26 protein-coding genes and 1 tRNA gene are annotated in these 17,377 nt (G+C 63.1%); 10 read left to right on the forward strand and 17 right to left on the reverse strand.

The genetic code is table 11. The features are described from left to right. Positions 1 to 12: 12 nt before the first annotated feature. Positions 13 to 89: transfer RNA gene (locus tag AC4GY7_RS09800), tRNA-Met, on the forward strand. Here AC4GY7_RS09800 and AC4GY7_RS09805 read toward each other — a convergent pair. The 14 genes from AC4GY7_RS09805 to AC4GY7_RS09870 all read right to left on the reverse strand — a co-directional run bounded on the left by AC4GY7_RS09805 (position 46) and on the right by AC4GY7_RS09870 (position 7,786). After that, on the reverse strand, positions 46 to 1,788 hold the full coding sequence (locus tag AC4GY7_RS09805) for a recombinase family protein (protein WP_491113746.1): 1,743 nt from the start codon (positions 1,786 to 1,788) through the stop codon (positions 46 to 48). The genes AC4GY7_RS09800 and AC4GY7_RS09805 overlap by 44 nt on opposite strands. Then, positions 1,778 to 2,230, reverse strand: coding sequence for a hypothetical protein (locus AC4GY7_RS09810; protein WP_491113342.1), 453 nt, complete (start codon positions 2,228 to 2,230; stop codon positions 1,778 to 1,780). The genes AC4GY7_RS09805 and AC4GY7_RS09810 overlap by 11 nt, the downstream gene beginning before the upstream one ends. Then, positions 2,227 to 2,586, reverse strand: a complete 360-nt coding sequence (locus AC4GY7_RS09815) for a hypothetical protein (RefSeq protein WP_491113344.1) — start codon at positions 2,584 to 2,586, stop codon at positions 2,227 to 2,229. The genes AC4GY7_RS09810 and AC4GY7_RS09815 overlap by 4 nt, the downstream gene beginning before the upstream one ends. Beyond that, positions 2,583 to 3,038 carry a hypothetical protein gene (locus AC4GY7_RS09820; protein ID WP_491113346.1) on the reverse strand — a complete coding sequence of 152 codons (456 nt, stop codon included), beginning with the start codon at positions 3,036 to 3,038 and terminating at the stop codon, positions 2,583 to 2,585. The genes AC4GY7_RS09815 and AC4GY7_RS09820 overlap by 4 nt, the downstream gene beginning before the upstream one ends. Continuing rightward, on the reverse strand, positions 3,035 to 4,903 hold the full coding sequence (locus tag AC4GY7_RS09825; protein WP_491113348.1) for a ParB/RepB/Spo0J family partition protein: 1,869 nt from the start codon (positions 4,901 to 4,903) through the stop codon (positions 3,035 to 3,037). The genes AC4GY7_RS09820 and AC4GY7_RS09825 overlap by 4 nt, the downstream gene beginning before the upstream one ends. After that, on the reverse strand, positions 4,896 to 5,315 hold the full coding sequence (locus AC4GY7_RS09830; RefSeq protein WP_491113350.1) for a hypothetical protein: 420 nt from the start codon (positions 5,313 to 5,315) through the stop codon (positions 4,896 to 4,898). Before AC4GY7_RS09830 ends, AC4GY7_RS09825 begins: the two co-directional genes overlap by 8 nt. Then, entirely contained in the window at positions 5,312 to 5,485 is a 174-nt protein-coding gene (locus tag AC4GY7_RS09835; RefSeq protein ID WP_491113352.1) for a hypothetical protein, read from the reverse strand. The genes AC4GY7_RS09830 and AC4GY7_RS09835 overlap by 4 nt, the downstream gene beginning before the upstream one ends. A 50-nt stretch (positions 5,486 to 5,535) precedes the next feature. Then, entirely contained in the window at positions 5,536 to 5,721 is a 186-nt protein-coding gene (locus tag AC4GY7_RS09840) for a hypothetical protein (RefSeq protein WP_491113354.1), read from the reverse strand. Beyond that, the gene (locus tag AC4GY7_RS09845) at positions 5,721 to 5,963 is read right to left on the reverse strand and encodes a DUF2312 domain-containing protein (protein WP_491113748.1); all 243 of its coding nucleotides are present in this window, start codon (positions 5,961 to 5,963) and stop codon (positions 5,721 to 5,723) included. Before AC4GY7_RS09845 ends, AC4GY7_RS09840 begins: the two co-directional genes overlap by 1 nt. Before the next feature lie 189 nt (positions 5,964 to 6,152). Then, positions 6,153 to 6,452, reverse strand: coding sequence for a hypothetical protein (locus tag AC4GY7_RS09850; RefSeq protein WP_491113356.1), 300 nt, complete (start codon positions 6,450 to 6,452; stop codon positions 6,153 to 6,155). Further along, the gene (locus AC4GY7_RS09855; protein ID WP_491113358.1) at positions 6,449 to 6,661 is read right to left on the reverse strand and encodes a hypothetical protein; all 213 of its coding nucleotides are present in this window, start codon (positions 6,659 to 6,661) and stop codon (positions 6,449 to 6,451) included. The genes AC4GY7_RS09850 and AC4GY7_RS09855 overlap by 4 nt, the downstream gene beginning before the upstream one ends. Beyond that, on the reverse strand, positions 6,658 to 6,834 hold the full coding sequence (locus AC4GY7_RS09860; RefSeq protein WP_491113359.1) for a hypothetical protein: 177 nt from the start codon (positions 6,832 to 6,834) through the stop codon (positions 6,658 to 6,660). Before AC4GY7_RS09860 ends, AC4GY7_RS09855 begins: the two co-directional genes overlap by 4 nt. After that, complete coding sequence (locus AC4GY7_RS09865) at positions 6,831 to 7,202, reverse strand: hypothetical protein (protein ID WP_491113361.1); 372 nt, start codon at positions 7,200 to 7,202, stop codon at positions 6,831 to 6,833. The genes AC4GY7_RS09860 and AC4GY7_RS09865 overlap by 4 nt, the downstream gene beginning before the upstream one ends. Positions 7,203 to 7,312: 110 nt before the next feature. Further along, positions 7,313 to 7,786 carry a hypothetical protein gene (locus AC4GY7_RS09870; RefSeq protein ID WP_491113363.1) on the reverse strand — a complete coding sequence of 158 codons (474 nt, stop codon included), beginning with the start codon at positions 7,784 to 7,786 and terminating at the stop codon, positions 7,313 to 7,315. Between the two features lie 374 nt (positions 7,787 to 8,160). Here AC4GY7_RS09870 and AC4GY7_RS09875 point away from each other — a divergent pair, with 374 nt between their 5' ends. Beyond that, complete coding sequence (locus AC4GY7_RS09875) at positions 8,161 to 8,358, forward strand: hypothetical protein (RefSeq protein WP_491113365.1); 198 nt, start codon at positions 8,161 to 8,163, stop codon at positions 8,356 to 8,358. 4 nt (positions 8,359 to 8,362) lie between these two features. Here AC4GY7_RS09875 and AC4GY7_RS09880 read toward each other — a convergent pair whose 3' ends face one another. Continuing rightward, positions 8,363 to 8,683, reverse strand: coding sequence for a hypothetical protein (locus AC4GY7_RS09880; RefSeq protein ID WP_491113367.1), 321 nt, complete (start codon positions 8,681 to 8,683; stop codon positions 8,363 to 8,365). 27 nt (positions 8,684 to 8,710) lie between these two features. Then, positions 8,711 to 8,998, reverse strand: coding sequence for a helix-turn-helix domain-containing protein (locus AC4GY7_RS09885; RefSeq protein ID WP_491113369.1), 288 nt, complete (start codon positions 8,996 to 8,998; stop codon positions 8,711 to 8,713). Positions 8,999 to 9,033: 35 nt separating this feature from the next. On the opposite strand from AC4GY7_RS09885, the gene AC4GY7_RS09890 reads away from it, so the two are divergent. The 4 genes from AC4GY7_RS09890 (at position 9,034) to AC4GY7_RS09905 (ending at position 12,451) form a co-directional block, all read left to right on the forward strand. Further along, entirely contained in the window at positions 9,034 to 9,651 is a 618-nt protein-coding gene (locus tag AC4GY7_RS09890) for a helix-turn-helix domain-containing protein (RefSeq protein WP_491113371.1), read from the forward strand. Positions 9,652 to 9,811: 160 nt separating this feature from the next. Then, complete coding sequence (locus tag AC4GY7_RS09895; RefSeq protein ID WP_491113373.1) at positions 9,812 to 11,497, forward strand: hypothetical protein; 1,686 nt, start codon at positions 9,812 to 9,814, stop codon at positions 11,495 to 11,497. 304 nt (positions 11,498 to 11,801) lie between these two features. Continuing rightward, complete coding sequence (locus AC4GY7_RS09900; RefSeq protein ID WP_491113375.1) at positions 11,802 to 12,107, forward strand: type II toxin-antitoxin system RelE/ParE family toxin; 306 nt, start codon at positions 11,802 to 11,804, stop codon at positions 12,105 to 12,107. 44 nt (positions 12,108 to 12,151) lie between these two features. Then, the gene (locus tag AC4GY7_RS09905; RefSeq protein WP_491113377.1) at positions 12,152 to 12,451 is read left to right on the forward strand and encodes an addiction module antidote protein; all 300 of its coding nucleotides are present in this window, start codon (positions 12,152 to 12,154) and stop codon (positions 12,449 to 12,451) included. Positions 12,452 to 12,716: 265 nt separating this feature from the next. On the opposite strand, the gene AC4GY7_RS09910 is transcribed toward AC4GY7_RS09905, so the two are convergent. Beyond that, positions 12,717 to 13,760 carry an HNH endonuclease gene (locus AC4GY7_RS09910; protein ID WP_491113379.1) on the reverse strand — a complete coding sequence of 348 codons (1,044 nt, stop codon included), beginning with the start codon at positions 13,758 to 13,760 and terminating at the stop codon, positions 12,717 to 12,719. Positions 13,761 to 14,171: 411 nt separating this feature from the next. Here AC4GY7_RS09910 and AC4GY7_RS09915 point away from each other — a divergent pair, with 411 nt between their 5' ends. From AC4GY7_RS09915 to AC4GY7_RS09930, 4 genes are all read left to right on the forward strand, one after another. Next, on the forward strand, positions 14,172 to 15,347 hold the full coding sequence (locus AC4GY7_RS09915) for a DUF6236 family protein (protein ID WP_491113381.1): 1,176 nt from the start codon (positions 14,172 to 14,174) through the stop codon (positions 15,345 to 15,347). A gap of 432 nt (positions 15,348 to 15,779) precedes the next feature. Then, positions 15,780 to 15,977, forward strand: a complete 198-nt coding sequence (locus AC4GY7_RS09920) for a hypothetical protein (RefSeq protein ID WP_491113383.1) — start codon at positions 15,780 to 15,782, stop codon at positions 15,975 to 15,977. Next, the gene (locus AC4GY7_RS09925; RefSeq protein WP_491113384.1) at positions 15,974 to 16,612 is read left to right on the forward strand and encodes a DUF3164 family protein; all 639 of its coding nucleotides are present in this window, start codon (positions 15,974 to 15,976) and stop codon (positions 16,610 to 16,612) included. The genes AC4GY7_RS09920 and AC4GY7_RS09925 overlap by 4 nt, the downstream gene beginning before the upstream one ends. 5 nt (positions 16,613 to 16,617) lie before the next feature. Continuing rightward, the gene (locus AC4GY7_RS09930) at positions 16,618 to 17,277 is read left to right on the forward strand and encodes a hypothetical protein (protein WP_491113386.1); all 660 of its coding nucleotides are present in this window, start codon (positions 16,618 to 16,620) and stop codon (positions 17,275 to 17,277) included. Positions 17,278 to 17,377 lie beyond the last annotated feature (100 nt).

The raw sequence follows: 17,377 nt of genomic DNA on the forward strand, positions 1-17,377 counted from the left end.
CTCACACGGCGGGGCGGAGTAGCTCAGCTGGTTAGAGCACGGGAATCATAATCCTGGGGTCGGGGGTTCAAGTCCCTCCTCCGCTACCAACGTGTGCGCCAGACGCGATCCCCTCCTGATGGAGGGGGTCGCTTCTACCCCGGTCGCCAAGGCGATTGCGGAGTGGAGCGATCCCACAACTTCGATCGACACGCGGCCGTCGTCGGCCGGTGACACATAGACAACCTCGACCAGCTTCCTGATCTGCTCGGCCGTCGGATCCCCGGCGACGATCGCGTCGCTCAATCCGTCGACCAGCTTCGATACGCGCTCGCGGTACCGCTCCGCGATTCGCGGCTCCAGCACGATGACCGGTACCGATTGCTCCTCCGCCAGCTCGGCGCGGAGACGATCGCGTTCGGCCACGCGCTCGGCCAGCGCGGACTTCAGGTCCGCGAACCCCGCGCCCCCGTCCGCAATCGCGGCGACGAGGCGCGCCACAGCGGTCTCCTCCTTCTTCAGCTTGGCACCGAGGGCGCGCTGCGCCTTCTCGGCGGCCTTCGTCTCGGCCGCGCGCGCCTCGTGATATTCGCGCACCAGCAGCGACACGGCCTCGGCCGACAGCAGCTGCTCCTTCAGCCCGCTCAGCACCCGGCTCTGCAGCTCGGCACCTTCCACCCGGCGACCGTTGCTGCAGGTGCCGGCCTCGCGGTGGCGCGTGCATCCGAATCGGGTGTCCGCGATCACGGTATAGCTGCCCTGGCATTCGCCACAGCGTATCAGGCCGGACAGCAGATGCTTCGGCCGCCGGCGCTGGACGAGGGGGTAGGCGGCGCGCTTCGCTCGGGCGTCCTGCGCGGCCTCCCATAATTCGTCGCTGACGATCCGCAGCTCCGGTACCTCCGCGAACAGGATCTGATCGGGGGCATTCGGCCGGCTCACCCGGTTCCGCGTCTCCGGATCACGCTTCATGTGCACGCGGTTGTAAGCGAAGCGGCCGACGTAGATCGGGTTGTGCAGGATCCCGAGCATCCGGGCCTTGTTCCCGCAGATCGCCGACTGCCGCCATTCGCCGCCCCGGGCGGAGGGAATGCCCTCCCGATTGAGATCGTGGGCGATCTGCTTGGGGCTGACGCCGTCGACGTAGGCCTGGATGATCCGGCGCACGACGGCGGCCTGTTCCGGGTTGATGCGGCGACGGCCCGCCTGCACCTGGCCGCGCTCATCCAGCTCGCGCACCACGTCATAGCCATAGCAGAGCCCGCCCGGCACCAGGCCACGCGCGACGCTGCCGCGCTGGCCGCGGCGAATCTTTTCCGCAAGGTCCTTCAGGAACAGCGCGCCCATCGTGCCCTTCAGGCCGATATGCAGCTCGTTGACCGTTCCTTCGGACAGGGTTTCGATCTGCACGCTGGCGAATTGCAGCTTCTGGTAGATCGTCGCGATATCCGCCTGGTTGCGCGCGATCCGATCGAGCGCCTCCGATAGGACGATATCGAACGACCCGGCAGCCGCATCCGCCAGCATGGCCGTCATGCCTGGGCGCCTGTTGTTGGCGCCGGAGATGGCAAGGTCGCTGTAGACGTCGACGACATCCCAACCCTCGCGATCGGCGCGGGCGCGGCAGTCGCGGACCTGGTCCTCGGCCGAGGTTTCGGATTGGCGGTCGGACGAGTAACGGGCGTAGATGGCGACACGGGGCATTTGCGACTCCGGCTGGTCAGGGATGCCGCAGCATCCTCTGCCGCCATCTGGCGAGCAATCGTTCGGACGAGATCTTGGACGGCAGCGCTGAGGGTCATCGGCCATTCAAGCCTTCGACAGCCATTTTCGTCAGGTGGTCCGCAATCAGCGATGCCCACGGCTCGTCTGCGAATGCGATGCATGCGTCACCACGCATGATGCGCCGCTCGAAGACATGGCTGTTCGCGCCGTCCTCGACAGTGAACGCCGCCTGACTGCCCTCCGGCACGAGAGGCGTAGCACCGGCGAACGATTCGGCTCTGTACCGCTCGTACTGCTCTACAGTGCCGTAGTGCTTGTTCATCTTCTCGCGAGCAGTTCGAAAACCAGCTGCGAAGATTCGATCATGTTCAGCTTGATCATAGCGCGCAGCGGCGCTCTGCTTCTCAGCTACGGAACCATAATTGGCCGAGCCGCCGGCGGGAATTACCAGCGTGGATGCCGGCGGCTCGACCTCGGCAGCGAGCGGTGGGTTGCCGCTGCCGATCTCGTGGGTGGCGTTGGTCATGCCGGCACGCTCGCGTCGGCGATCGCCTGCAGGTCGGCCGCGAGGCGGCGCAGGCTGTCACGCGTCATGAACAGGACGATCCCTTCCTCTTCATAGTTCGGATCGGGCTCTGGTCCCCCATACAAGCCCAGCAGCAGGCCGCCCTGGACCGGCATCGGCGCCCAGCTCACTCGTACGCCGGCGTGGATAAAGTCGCCGCTCGTGCCGTCAGGGTCGCTGGGGCACAGGCCGAAGGCATAGCCTTGCTCGTCGACGACGACCGGGCGCGACACCATAGCCGGCGCGCCGGCCGCGGCGAGCTGACGGCTCAGCGCCGCGAGGCGGGCGAGCTTTGCGGGATCCGCTACGTCGCTCATGCCTGCGCCCCTTCGGCTTGCACGCGCCGATCACGCAGTGCCAGGCTGAGTTTCCCGAGCAGCTCGGTCGCGTGCGCTTCGTCCAGCTCCACGTCGAGGAACGGGCGGAACATACGCATTGGACCGCGATCCGTGCTCAGCATCACGGTGACGCAGATGTTGCTGTTCGGGAGTGCCTGCACCTCCGTCGACCAGGGGGTGGCGGCATATCCCGCCTGACCTTCATGTTCGACGATCGCGAGTCCCAAGCGACCAAGGGCGCCCTGAAGATCGGCCAGTTCGCGAAGCAGCCATGCCGAGTTCGTTTCCTGCTCGGCGGCTGGAAGCTCCGGGTTCACGCTCTCCGGACCCCAGCGCTGGGTCTTGCCGGCCGCTGCGAGGAATTCGCCTGCCTCTTCGACAGCATGTGCCAGTGCGAACGCGAAGCCTTGGCGGAGGTAGATCGGGTTCATTCTGCGGCCTCCCGGACGTCCTGCGGTTGAGTGGTGGTGAAGCGCAGCAGCGGATGGACCCAGCTGGCCCCCTTGCTGCCCGCTCGGGTGAGAAGCGCGAGGATCGCGGTGGTCAGATCGCTCGACTTGATCTTCGCCCAGGTGGCGATCGTCGCGCGATCGACCATCGGCTCGGCGATCGCCAGGCGCTGCAGCTTGGGCAGCAGATCGAGCATGTCGCCGGTGGGCGCCCAATAGTGGCGAATGCAGCCGTCCGTCTCGATGCCGACGCGTAGCGCGACTACATCGTGTATCGGCCGCTCGTAGCCGGGGGAGGCGAGGCTACGCTCCAGCGCCATGCCGGCGACGATCGCGGCGGTGAGCCGCTTGGTATGGTCGTCCGTATCGCAGAACGCGGCAAAGGCAGCGGGCAGATCATCGTCGGTGATGAAGTCTTCACGCGCGATCTGAGCGAAAGCCTCGTTGCAGACACGCGACGCCTCGGTCGCGCTGGCGAGTTCCCGTGCGAGGGAGAAGGCGCTGTCCGACAAGGTACCCACGGGCTCGTTGGCGATCGTTCGGATGCCGAGGCGAGATCCGGGCTTGAAGAAGGCTCGGGCCTGAGACCACACGAGCAGATCGCGGCCGACGGCCCCGTCCATCGACACGTCATCGATGAGGCCGGCGCGCTGGATGACCTTGCGGATCGCGCTGAGCGCGACCAACGCCTCCGGCTTCAGCTGGTCGCTAGCTGCGGCCGCCTCGGTCGAGCGATGGTGACTGGCGAACGGACTTTCAGCCGCCGGCACGGAAGGCGTCGCCGGCGCCGGCGAGGCAGCAGCGGCGGGCTTCCTCTCGCCGCCGAACTTCGCCTTCCGGCTCGCCCACCAGTAGCTGACCACCTGTTGGCCGGCCGCATCGATCGCGATGTGCGCGACAATATCGCCCTCGGGCAGCTCGAGGCCGCCCAGGCCGTCATCCTTGGGCGACACGGCAAGCTGGTGATCGATGCTGCCAGCATATTCGCCAGCAGGCTTCTCGGCGATGAAGCGGAGGTCGGGCCGGCTCGTGCTTTCCCGGACCTCGATGCGGACCTCGCCCATCTTCTCGTCGACGAGCTGCTGGAGCTTGCCGGCGTCGACGATGCGGCCGCGCTCGCCTTCCTCCTCGGCGAACAGGTCGAGCTCGAAACGGCCACCAGCGGCGCGGTAGGCGTCGGCGCCGACGAAGGCGAGGTCGCGCTGGGCGCGGATATCGCCGACGTTCATCGCCTTACGGATTTCGGCTGGCGTCGGGGCATGGACATTAAGCGGCGCGAACCGTTCAAAGGTGACGCGCTGCAGCTCCTGGTCCTCGGTAGCGGCGAAGGCGCTGGCCTGCTTCTCCGTGATCGTGCCGGCGCGCAGTGCTTCGAATACCGGCTTGGCGAGCCGGCCCATGCGCAGCCAGCGCTCTACGACGGCGACGTCGTGCTGGCCGATGCCCTTGGCGATCTGCGCGACGTCGTGGCCGCGCGCCGCTGCGCTGGCGATGCCGGCGAACAGCTCGTGATCGCGCAAATCCTTGCGGACCAGGTTCTCGGTGATCGAATGCTCGACCAACGCGGCGTCGCTGAGGCCCTCCAGGACGTTGACCCGCACCTGATAGTCGGCCGGCAGGTCACCGTTGGCGATGAGGGCTTTGATCGCGCGGTACCGGCGGCCGCCGGCGATCGCGCCCCACTTCGTCTTGCTGCCGCGCATGGGATGCACGGTGATCGGGTTGAGCAGGCCATCGGCGAGGATTGACGCCTGCAGGGCGCGGGTGTCTTCGGCGTCAGGGGTGTAGGTGCGGACGTTAAGCGGCGACAGCGCCAGCTGGCCTATCGCCAGGGTTGTGCTAGGCATCGACAGCCTCCGGCTGTTGGCCGTTCGCCCTAGTGGTCCTGGGGCGGCGGCTGTGGGCGGCCGCGAGCGCTGGTCTCGACGAGCGGCCGACGGGTGCGCTCACATCGCCCATGGGGATGGGCGATGCGTCGAACTCGGGGAGGGGAGCGCATCCTCGCGCGCTCCCCGAACTGGCGGACGCGATCGCGTCCTCGATGTCATGCTGACGATCGTCAGGTGCGGCGCGGCCGTACTCGATCGACGTCGCGATCTTGCACCAGGTATGATGACCGGTGCGGTCGTGGTGCTTCGCGGCCAGCGCCTGCGCATTGCCGCCCGTCCAATTCGCCTGCTCGCCATGGCACACGTGGCAGCCAGCGCTGAACACGCGCTCCGTTGTGGTCCGGCGGGTGAGGACGAGTGGCAGCTTCACCGCCGGTACCTTGTTTTCTGGGCTACCGCGCGCAGCTGCCGCTCGATCTTGGCGGCTTCACCGCGCGCGCGCTGGATCGACTGCACACTGCGGTACTGGCTTCGCATCTCGTCGAGGTGGCGTTCGCGGCGCCGTCGGAGAGCGCCAACGATCAGCTTGGTCGCGATCATTAGCGCTGCCGGCGATAGGCAGATCACGAGGGCGAGCACTGCAGGGGGCATCAGAGCAGGAGCACGGCGCCGAGCGCCGCGGCGATCGCGAGCCCTACGAAGATGCGCCGCAGCACGCGGCCGAGCCTCTTCTCAGATTCGGTTTCCCAGGGTTCGACGGTCGTTTGCTTTGCCAGCTGCGCAAACGATACGGATGCCAGCGCCAGTAAGCCGGCGCCGATGACATGGCCGATCATCAGATCATCCCCAATGCTTGCATGTAGACTTCGAGGATCGCCTCTTCTTCCTGGTAATCCTCTTTCTTCTTCTTCCGGATCGTCAGGATGCGGCGGATCGCCTTGGGGTCGTATCCACGGCCCTTCGCCTCGGCCATGACGTCCTTCAGATCCTCGCCGATACCCTTCTTCTCTTCCTCGAGGCGCTCGGCGCGCTCGATCAGGAGGCGCAGCTCGTCGGCCGCGACGTGACCGCCGCCCATGCCCTCGGCGCGCTCGTCAGCCACGGCGCCCTCCTGTGCCAAGAGCAGCGGGATCGACAGAGTTGCGGCGGAGCAGACCGGCACGCTTTTGCTGGCGCCAGGCCCGCACAACCATCACGGCGATGGCGAGCAGGGCAACAGCTGCCAGAAGAGCGATCGCTGCGCCTACGAGAACAGCAACGATGGCCATCAGTCGTCCTCACCGTCGTCTTCGCCGACGAGACGCACGGCTTGTGAGCCATCCTCAACGGCCGACAGGGCTGCCTTGTCGATCGCGAGGTGGATGTCTGTGGTACCGTCCTCCTGCTCGTTATGCTCGAGCGCCTGGGCGATCTCGGCCGCGAAGGTATCGGGATCGACGATCGTCATGCGATCTTCGTCCCAATCGTCCCCGCCCTGAACCGCCACCATGAGGGTGTCGATGCCGATGGTGATAGACAGCCGGCCATCGACGATCTCAATCGTCAGGGGCGCATCGCGGTTGATCACAGCTGCACCCCCAGCAACGATGCGGCCGCGACGAGCAGTGCACCAACGGCGAGGCCGGCGAGCGCCATCTTCACGACATAGGCGACGTTCTGGTCCTGCCGATCATGCTCTGCCTGGCGACATGCGTCGCAGTGGCAGGTGACGGGGGCGGACTTCGCAAACGGGGCTGTGTCACGGTCGTAGACGAGACGTGCGACGGGACGCGTCATGGCTTGACCTTCCGGATGGAGGAGGGGCGGATCGCGGCGCTGCCGAACAGGATCAGGCAGGCGACGATGATGAGGGCGATCGGCGCGCGCTGGTCCCAGCCGCGGATCAGTAAGGCGAGCGCGATGCCGAGGAGGAAGGCACCCAGGCCCCATGCGAAGCGTAGGCGGTTCACGCGGTGAGGTCCGCGCCGCGAGCGAGATCTAGGCCAATGTAGACGGTGCCGGTGACGGCGCCGCAGCTCAGCAACAGGCCGATCAGCGGCGGCTCCGCGCCTTCTGCGATCTCCATCCAGTAGGACAGCATCTGCAGGTTGAGCCCAATCGCCTCGTGCAGCGCCCAGGCCGTCGGCAGCGTGATCGTGACGAGGTCGCTCTCGATCGCCACAAGCCATCCGACGCGCCGCTGCGTCGACACACCGGGAACGCTGCTGAGCATGCGCGCCAGATCCTCGTGGCTGAGGCGCAGCGCCTCGCGCCGCAGGCGCACGTAAGTGCCGGGCGTAATCGCAGGGGCGGTGACGGGGGCAGGGAGCGGCGGCATTGGCTATCGTCCGGGCATGCGAAAAGCCGTTCCCGGCGACGATGATCGACGGGTGACGGTCTGGTCTGGCGGTTCGGTGCTGAGGCTGGCTCAGCCGGTGTCGAGTGGCATCATCCTGACTCGATCGCCTTCGTGCGGAGCCGATGGCGGAAGCCATCGACCAGACCGCCTACCGCTTCGATCAGGAAGCGGTGCGTGTTCAGATCCTCGTCGCTGATGTCGCCATCGCGCTCGAGCTCGGTCGATAGTTCAACGGTTAGGCGCAGCAGCGTCGTGACCGCCACCTGATCATCGGCGTGTCTGGCCTCGATCGGGCACAGCTTCATGCCCACCAGAGCTAGCACAGCGTTGGCGAAGCGCCCGTCCCATTGCCGGCAGCCGCGCAAGAAGGCGACGACGCCCATCTCGGCGAGCGCGGTGCGGTAGCGGCCAGCGGTGTCCTCGTGCTTGCCGAGGACGGCGCCGAGATCGGCATCCGTGGCGTCGTCCTCGCTCTTAATGTCCTCGAGGCTGTTGCCGAGGACCTGAAGCAGCAACGACGCCGGTACCGTGCGGTAGCGGTTGTGGATGTGCGGCTCGCTCATGCGGCAATGCTCCTGCCATGACGACGGATCGCGCCTGGACGAGCTTGTGGTGAGGTGGCGGGCGACCGGGCGGCCCCGGCAGGCACCCCCAGGTGCACGCCCGGCCGGCCCGCCGGCGACCGAGCGGATTCATCATCAAGCCGCTGGTCGGCGCCGGCCACGAACAGGGAGAGGGAGCCGGCGCCGATGCTCTTGGGAGCGCACAGACTTCGTACCGTCGACGCGGGCGGGGTGGTCAGGCCGGCCCTTTGCTGTCGAGGGTATCCGCCGGCCTGCGAGCGGCGGATCTGGTCAAGGGGGCCTTCGGGGGAGCGGCTTGCGACCGCTCCCCGTCCGGCTATCGTGCAAGTTCCGACACACGCACGAAGGACGTAATGATGGATCGCAAGGTAAGCGCCGACACTGCAGCTCTGGTCGCCGCGCAGCTGACACAGGCGCAGATGGCTCTCACGGGCGGCGTTTTCGCTGGAAGGAAGGAAGGCGTTCCAGTCGATATCGATCCGAACACCGTGAAGCGCGCATACGTGCGCTACCTCGCCTTTATCGAGAACGGGGCGCAGCTGGGCGGCTGACGGACTACGCATCCGGGCCGTCCAACACGAAGCGTGCGAGCACGTCAGCGGCAGCAACGAGCTCGCGCGCTTTCGCTGGCCGCCCATCGATCGGATCATACGAGGCGGTGGCCAGCTGCAGGCATTCCAGGCGAACCTGCCGATCGTCGAGCTTGCGGCGCAGATCATCTGACCGGCAATCGGCCAAGAACCGTGACCAGTCACGGCCGGCATGCTTGGCATTGTCCTCCATTCGGGCGACGTTCAACCGGGTCAGCCTGTCGCCCTGTATGACGCACGCGACGCCCAACCCGACCAGCGCGATCGATTGTAGCTCCTCGATCATCTCACAGGACTCCATCGCTGATGCCGCTCATCGTGCAGCCTCCGTCGCGCCAATGCTGGCTCCAGCGGGAGCGGGCTTGTCCTTCAGCCCGAGCTTGACGGCGATCCGATGACCGACGCCCGCGGATGCCGCCCGTCGACCGCTCAGCACCTTGTAGACGTTGGCGGCCGTCTCGCCGATCTCGTCAGCGAGCGCGGCAACCGTCTTGCCCTCGGCGACCATGCTGGCACGCAGCGCGGCGATGCGCGCGGCGTCAGGACGCGGCGCGACGGGGCGACCCCTACGTTCCCTTCCCTTGGCGACTGGCGAATCCATGCTATGCCCGCTTTGTTGGTCAATGCCGTCCTTTGGTGGGCGAAATTCCTGTCAGGGTCAATACTATCGTGCAAGATATTTCGCCCATTCTTGTCGAGGTAGGCGCTCGCCTGAAGGAAGAGCGCGATCGGCGAGGTATGAATCAGACTGCATTCGGCGCGATCGCTGACGTGACGCGAGGCAGCCAGCAGGAATATGAGTCTGGCAAGCGCCCTTTCTCGCTGGGTTATCTGATCTCGCTGCAGCTGAACGGTATCGACACAACGTACATCCTGACGGGGCAAAGAGGCGTGAGCGCCCTGGGCCGCTCAGCCTCGGAACTGCTCATTGCCTTTGAGGCTATGGACCGTCCTGATCAGTACGCGTTGCTGCAGATCGCAGGCTCCCTTTCCGGCCATCAGGTGACCACGAGGCCGATCACGCTTCCGAGCAGCGAGGCGCTGGAGGATGCGATGTCTGGTCTGCTTGAGGAAGGGCAGGACTATTCGCCGGCCGAACTCGTTCATGAGATCGCCACGCAGCTGCCCATAATCCTTCAAGCCGCTCAACACGAGATCGCCGCTCCGGCGTCGGGTCCTCGCGATAGCGAGCACGAGCGTCCAGCAGCGCCTGGTGGCGCGCGGCCTTCAGCCCGGCAAGGAAGGCGCACCTGATGCGGCAAGGTACGCACCCCTGCTCGCAACCTGGCTGCGATCGATACATGGCCCCGCTCATACTCAACTCCCGTTCGCGATACGTTCTCGCGATCGGCGCGGCCGGGTCATTGGACCACCCGCGCAAAATCTGGGGGCATTCTCACGCTGGGACGATCCAATGGCGATAGAGACCCCGCTGCCTAGTGCCTTGGGCCGCCTGCGGCGTTTCGCGCGGATGCTGGTCGGACATCAGCGGGATGCCGACGATCTCGTGCGTGAAATGCTTACGCTGGCCGCTCCTCAGTCGATCGACCTCCTGCGTAGGCCAGCGACCAACAATTTGATGACCGATGGTTTCAAGGCCATGGCGCGCCTGTTCCGTCGCTCCCCATATTTCGTCGGTGGAGGTGCGAACGGCCAGTCCCGACTTCGGGAATTGGCGCAGACCGAATTGGAGCTGCTGAATGGCGAGGAACGCCTGATTTTCGCGCTTGGAGAGATCGAAGGTTACAGCACCCCGCAGATCGCTTCGATGTTGTCGCTGCGAGAGTTGCTTGTCGGGGCAAGGGCTGACTCTGTGCTGGAGCGCGTATTTGCCCAGCGACGGATGGCTCTGTACGTTGAGCCCGATCTCGCCATTCGCGAGGCAATCGGGGAGTACCTCGTCGCCAGACATATCGAGGTGGAGAGTTTCAGCCGCGCGGCGGATGCTCTCAACGTTGCGCAAATCCGCGACTACGATCTTCTCATCGCCGAACCTGTCAGATCGGAAGGCGGCAGCGATCTGAGGGACCTCGTCGAATACGCTCACTACGCGTATATGCCGGCCATATGGACGACGAGCTCGCCGTGGGTGATGGAGGGAACCGATGAGCCGGAATCTCGCCTGTTGACCAAGCCGTTCGAACCTCGCGTGTTGCACGATGTCGCTCAAGAGTTGCTGTACCTGCAACCGCATCGTTGGGCGCCACCTGACGAGACCTTTCGTTGGGCTGCTCCGCCGGAAGACGGTGCCGATGTTTCGGAGGAGGCGCTTGCCCCCGCAGCGGCGCCGATCGACGCCGAAGTCATCGATGGCCAACTGCGTGTAGCTCCCGGCGAGACGCCTGAAGCAGTCGTCCCTTTTACCGCGCTGGATGCGTTGCGGCAGCAGCTCCGCGATGAGGCGCTCTACCTGGCTGACGATGTCAGAGCTGGCAACGGCTCGCGGCAGGTACAGCATAAGCTCGACGCGATCGCAGCCATGCTCGGCCGGCCACTTACGGACGACATGGTTATAGGGTTGACCGTCGGTATCGACGGATACGCCCGCCTCCTGCCAACGATCCAAGACGAATTTTTGCCGCTGCCTGCGGCCGTGTTGGGCAGCCTGGTCTATGACATACAGGCCTTCACCAACCAGTTCCCCGTATGCCGCCAGTTCCGTGCTGAGGCTGAGGCCACGCGGCCGATCACCGCCGATGAAGAGGCAGCGCTGCAATCGGTCGTGACCGTATTGCTGGAGCAGCCGGACGAGGTGGTGGCGCCAGCGGTCAAGAGTGAGTTTGGAACGCTTCAGGCGGCGCGAGCCGTGCAGGCCAGCTCGGCGCTGGGCGATGTGGCATGGCGCCGGTCAACGTCGAATACGCTGAAGGCGCTGGCGCGTCACGTCAGGACGTTCAGCGGCGAAGTTCTCAAGGACGCGCGCGGCAAGGCTGTGAAAGGTGTCAGCGCCCTGATCGTGGCGCTGCCCGTCGCGCTTGGCTTGCAGCTGCTGAGTGTCAGCTTCCCGGTTGAGTTTGCCGCGCTGACGCTCATTTTGACGCAGTCCCGCGAACGCATCGAGAAGACGATGGGCAAGGACGACAACGAGGGTGATGAGTAAGGGCGATCCGGCTGCGGAAGGTGATCGCTATGAATTGTTGTGATTTGTCGTAGATCATAGGTGTGGATCCACAGTACAATCTGAGAGGTGGGAAGCGCCGCCCCACACACCCTTTCTCGCGAAGGGGTAGAGGTCGAAGGGCCGAGAGATCACGGTTGGCATCGTGCTCAGATTGCTATCGCAGCGGGCTGGCTCAGACGGCCGTCCCCTGGCTTGATGGACCGCAACACGGCGATCTGTGACAGGATCGGCAGTTGATGTCCTTTATAGTTGACAGCTGGCGCGTGTCCTGTATACAGGACGCATGAGCAGCCGCCCCACCATCCATTACCAGGTCGAGCAGACCGACGAGTTCGAAGAATGGCTCGACGGGCTGACCGACCCGATCGCACGCGAGGCAATCGCGGCCCGGCTGATCCGGGCGAGCGTCGGCAACTTCGGCGACTCGGCGCCGGTTGGCGACGGTGTGAGCGAGCTGCGTATCCACTACGGACCCGGCTATCGGGTCTATTACACGATCAGGAACCTGACGATCTTCGTCAGCCTGTATGGAAGCGATAAGTCTGATCAAAAGCGCGCCATCAGGCGTGCCAAGAAGCTCGCGAAGTAGTGGTGATATTTGTAACCCGGACTAGCCCAGAAGGGACGGTAACCATGGCCACCAGAACCAAAGCGTTCGATCCAAGCAAGTATTTTGCTGATGATGGTGCGCAGGCGCGACTACTGACTGACGCATTCGACAACGGCGATCCTGCTTACATTGCCGCAGCGATCGGCACCGTCGCGAAGGCGCGTGGAATGAGCGAAATTGCGGCAAAGACGGGAGTCAGCCGAGGGGCGCTCTATGCCAGCCTCAGCGACACCGGCAATCCAAGTCTTGATACGGTCATGAAGGTGCTCCGCGCGCTAGGCATAAAGCTGAACGCGGAGAACCGACAACCTGAGCATGCGTGAGCGCATAGGTGCGGGTATCGCGCGGGTATATCGATCAAAACCCGGTCAATAAACCGCGCATTTCCGCGCCTGTTGCGGACGCGCGGCGGAGGGTATCTCCGCCGCAGCTGCTTGCTTAGCGTGGCAGGTATTTGGCGGTCTCTTCATCTTCAAGATAGGTTCGGCGCTTCGATGACGAGATCATAGGGGCAGCCAAATCGGCTGATTTCGTCTGCCAGAAGCTCATTAGTACCGTGGCTGGGGCAAGGGATGTTGCGTGTCGACGTTAAAAGATGGCGTGCCTCATCATCATGCCATCGTCATATCCGATGAATTCTGCCACTCTTTGACCGTTCGTGATCTCAAAACATTTCACTACGTCATTTGTTTCTGGATTTTCTGCTCTCTCGAAGATTAGTTCGAGTATGGTGTCTGCATCAGCTGGCACCGTTTTACGTACTAGAACTAGGTATATGGGAATGATGTGTTGGACTGCTTCGGACTCAGGGCTGGAAGAGTTTAGATATGGAAATAGTCTTACTTGAATCGCTAAGTAGTTTTCTCCATTTACTCGGGCTATTAGGGGGTAGACTTGGCTTAGTGCCAAACCTGCTCGACCATTGGGGATGACCGATGGGATGTTCATAATGAGGCCGCCTATGAAGCAATTCGTCGTTTTTGATCGCCCAAGAACTATGTTTGCTAAAACATCATCGTCGGGGATACGGCCCGATTGCGAGACGTCATAGCCCAGCGCAATTTGCGCAAGTACGCGAGCCAACGCATCGGGCGCCGTGTGGCCCACTATGATGCCGTTTCCTTGCCCGCTCTCTTGCAAAGCGCGGGCGCGTTGGCCAGCGTCCTCCGTGGTTGGAACTGCTTGGAACCCGAGCAGATCGGGGACTGGCGACGGGGCGCCGCCCGTGATCAGTGCCGGAGCATGAAAAATCGGGAACATGACAATGCCCGGCGCTTGCTCAATCGGAACGTCCTGTGTGCTGATCTCGTCAGGATCGCCGTATGTCCCTACCGGCAAAGTGGTTCGGCGCCGCTTCTTGTTCCTGGTTGGAAAGTCATGATGCGCACGTAGTGCTAGCAGCATCGAAGAGCACAGTTTACCAGCCACTGCAGATGTGACCTTCATGCAGTCTAGGCAGGATGCATCTGGGAGTATCAACCAGCCACCAAGACTGAATGGGATGACATGCTCGTCGGTCAACGTAACCTCCGGCGGCTGCCGGCGGCAGTAGATACACGCGCCCACAGGCGAGAAGCGAACCACAGGCGGCACATCTGGACGCCGATCGCGAGGGTTGGTGGCGTTAGCCATTGTATTATTCCCCAAAATTTGGTCCCTTGCAGCAGAGCCTTGCGGGCGCCGGTGATGGTAGATGCCGCGGCTTGAAAGTAGCATATCTGCTTAGGTGGGGCAGATGTGAATATCGCTTTGTACTGAGGGATACAGAGGGCTGGCTATGACCAGAAAGCGGGATTTGCGCGGAGGGTGCTCCGCCACAGAATGAATCAAAAGCGGAAAGGGCCGATGTGCGTTGTGATGCGAGCTGCCGGCGCTGTATGTGATGCTCAGCCGATTCAAACAGCGCCAGCTCGCAAGTCTTTTGAAGAACGCAACGGCGAGATGCGGTGCTGACAGCGGAAAGTAGAGATGCCGTGCACGTGAGGAAAGGTACCGCTTGCCTTGCTTAAATCAGAGAGTGGTCACACGGGAGGAAACTTTAAAATGCCGAAGCTTCGTATACCCAGAGGCACATCTTTTGACATTGGAACAGGTAAGTGGTTCATAGCCCAGCCCAAAGAGGCGCGGCCCTTCTACGAAATGCTTCTGAAAACCGGACGTCGTGACTTTACGCACGTGATGAAGGGGAACAACGAGGCATACTTCTACATTGCACCTTGCAATGTCGAAAATGTTTCTCAATTTGCCGAGCGCCTGACGCCTGAGGAGTTTGCGGCGCTTACAGGTGCAAGGCTATCCGACAAAGCGAAACCAGACACCTTTGTCACAGGTAACGGGCCTCCTATCAGCTTTACGATCATCAATCGGCAGGAAATGCTGGCTGAGAACGAGCGGGGGCTCATATTAATGGCGGGTATCCAGGACGATGGAGATGGAGAAGTAGTCGGGGTTGAAGGAGCTAATGCCGACGAGATAAGATCTGCATTGTTTTTGTGGGATAGATTAGATTGGCCGAAGTCGGACATTGTAGATGTGCCCGTGAGCGCCGACGCCAAGTTTCTCATAGACGCTGGCATAATGTTCCGCACGAGTGGAGGGACCCACGGAAGTGTACATAGTAAAAGTACGCTTATAAATCTTCACGAATTAGCTTTTGCATATGCCGAACAGACACAGCCAGGTCGGTGGTCTTTGGGGCATGGGCAGAGCATTTTGAATAACGACAAAGGCGATTCTACCCGGAAGCTACTTGTCGATCTTACCAATCTTCTTGCGATTCCCGCCTTAAACGTGCCGCTCGATGAAGTGCTTGAATTCAGAACTAAGCGCAGAGACGAGCTTTTGGCATTAAGAGTGTATCTAGATGAGATTTACAAAACTGTGAGATCGAACCCCGAAGATGGCTACGCCTTAGCTGCGGCCGCTGATAAACTTGCGTCGGCGGCAGCGGCCCAACGCAGAACGATCGCGGAAGCGGGTCTTATAACTAAGTTGTCCAACCTGACGTTGGATTTCAAGCTAGCAGACTTGGGCGCTGCCGGTAGCGCTGCAGCCGCGACGTATGCTGCAACTAATAGTGTCTTGGCCGCGGGAAAGGCAGCGGCGCTGGGCTTGGGGGTGAAGGTGGCAGCAAAGATGGGCACTAAGAATGAAGTGTTGCCGGAATTTAAGTACGTTATATCGATCGAGCAAACGTTTGGGTCGAGGTTGGCAACCTGAGGCATTGTGTGAACAGGGTGGCGAGGCCAGATGCCGTCGCAGTTCCGCGGCGCATCGAAGCGCTCGCATATATCATCGAACGGATCCAACGCTCCGGCACCAGCCCGAGCTATGGCGAAATCGGGCTCGCTATGCGGCCACCGATCCAGCAATCCCGCGCACGTAAGCTGGTCGATCAACTCGTAGCGCTGGGTGTGATCGAGCGGCCCTTGGCCTCGCGGCGGGGTATTCGCATTCGTGATCTTCAGCGATGCCGTGAAATGATCAACGAGGCGCTTGGCCGTGGTGGATGGCGTCACTCCAAAGCTCTGGGATCTCTTGAATACCAGGGCACAATTGAGCACCTCCCTGTTCTCCCGCTCATTGAGTTACCGCCTCCAATGCACTGACGGGGGCATCATGGCGGCTGACACAAAGAGCATGCGAGATTTCATGGACGCCACGCCCGGCGATCGCATGGCTATGGGCAAGGGCGACCTGATCGCCCTGATTCAGGAAGCTCCGGGTGAGAAGTTGCCTGTCGACAAAAATCACATCCGCTCGCTGCTCGATGCCGTCGACCTCGGGCGCATCGCCGACGGCCTCGCCGGGATGAGCCAAACCGTGCGCAACTTGGCGAGCGCTGCATGAGCCACAAGCCGCATCCCGCAGCGATCGACGTCGGCGGCAAATGGTACCTGCGAAACGCCAAGGATTCGCTGGTGCCGATTGAGGCGGTGAAGCCTGTCGATCTCCTAATGGATGAGCTCGTGCGCGCCTTCGTCAGCGAAGCGCGCGCGTTTCGCGAACATCTCGCCGCCTTCCGACCAAGCGTCTTCAATCGCGTAGGTGAATTTCAGGCTCTGCTCGCGCAGGACTATGGCGCGTCGATCGGCGGAACGAAGGGCAACATCACGCTGACGTCATACGATGGCTGCGAGCGCGTGCAGATTGCCGTCCAGGACCGGCTCGAGTTCGGCGCCGAGCTGCTGGTCGCCAAAACCATGATCGATGAATGCCTGCGCGAATGGGCTGCCGATAGCCGCATCGAGCTTCGGTCTCTCGTCGATCAGGTGTTCGACGTAGATAAGCAGGGGAAGATTAGCCACTCCGGCATGTTCATGCTGCTGCGCGTACCGATCGACGACGAGCGCTGGAATCGAGCCATGGACGCGCTCCGCGACTCTATTCGCGTCATTGGCTCCCGCACCTATGCTCGCTTTTACGAGCGCCTGGCGGCTGACGCATCGTGGCGTGGCATCCCCCTCGATCTCGCCAACGCCTGACCCTCATGGCGCGCTGGTTCATCCTCCGCACGAGCGGCGGCCAAACGCTGCCGCTGCTGCGATCGCTGCGCGCAGCGGGTTACGACGTCTGGACACCATCGATGGTGACACGGCGCACGATACGCGCGAAGACGCTGAGCGGGACGCGGACGATCGAAGTGGACGCGCCGATCCTGCCGACCTTCCTCTTCGCCCGGGAGGAACACTTGGTCGCCCTGACCGCCGAGGCCGCGGACCCCGCCAGCCAGCATCCGGCATTCTCGATCTTCCATCGCGCCGGCAAGGCCCCGATCATTGGTGGTGGTCAGATCGCCGGCTTGCAGGCCGAGGAAGCGGCCAAGCGGGCGGAGATCGAGGCGATACGGGACGCCGAGACCTATCAGGAGACGCAGCGGATCCGCATGGCCAAGGCCAAGACCGAGGCCGCGCGCCGGCGCGCCGCGCGGGCGGTGGAGCTGGCCCAGCTGCGCGAGCTTCGGGGCAAGCCGATGACCTTTGCGCTTGGCGCCGGGGTAAATGTCACAGGCATGCCGGCGATGGAGGGCATTACCGGCATCGTCGAGTCGATCAACAAGACCTGCGCCCGGGTCCAGTTCGGCAACCGTTCATGGAAAATTGAGGGCTGGCGCCTACTGCCAGCCGCTGAGCACAAACAGACGGCCTAGCCGCCGCCACCGCCTGAGCGGTCACCGGGACAGACGATCTGGGGCTTTGACCCTTGCGCGCCCGCCACACCTTCCCCGCAGCCTTGCGGAGGAAGTCGTA

This window comes from Sphingomonas sp. SP5, assembly GCF_058313455.1.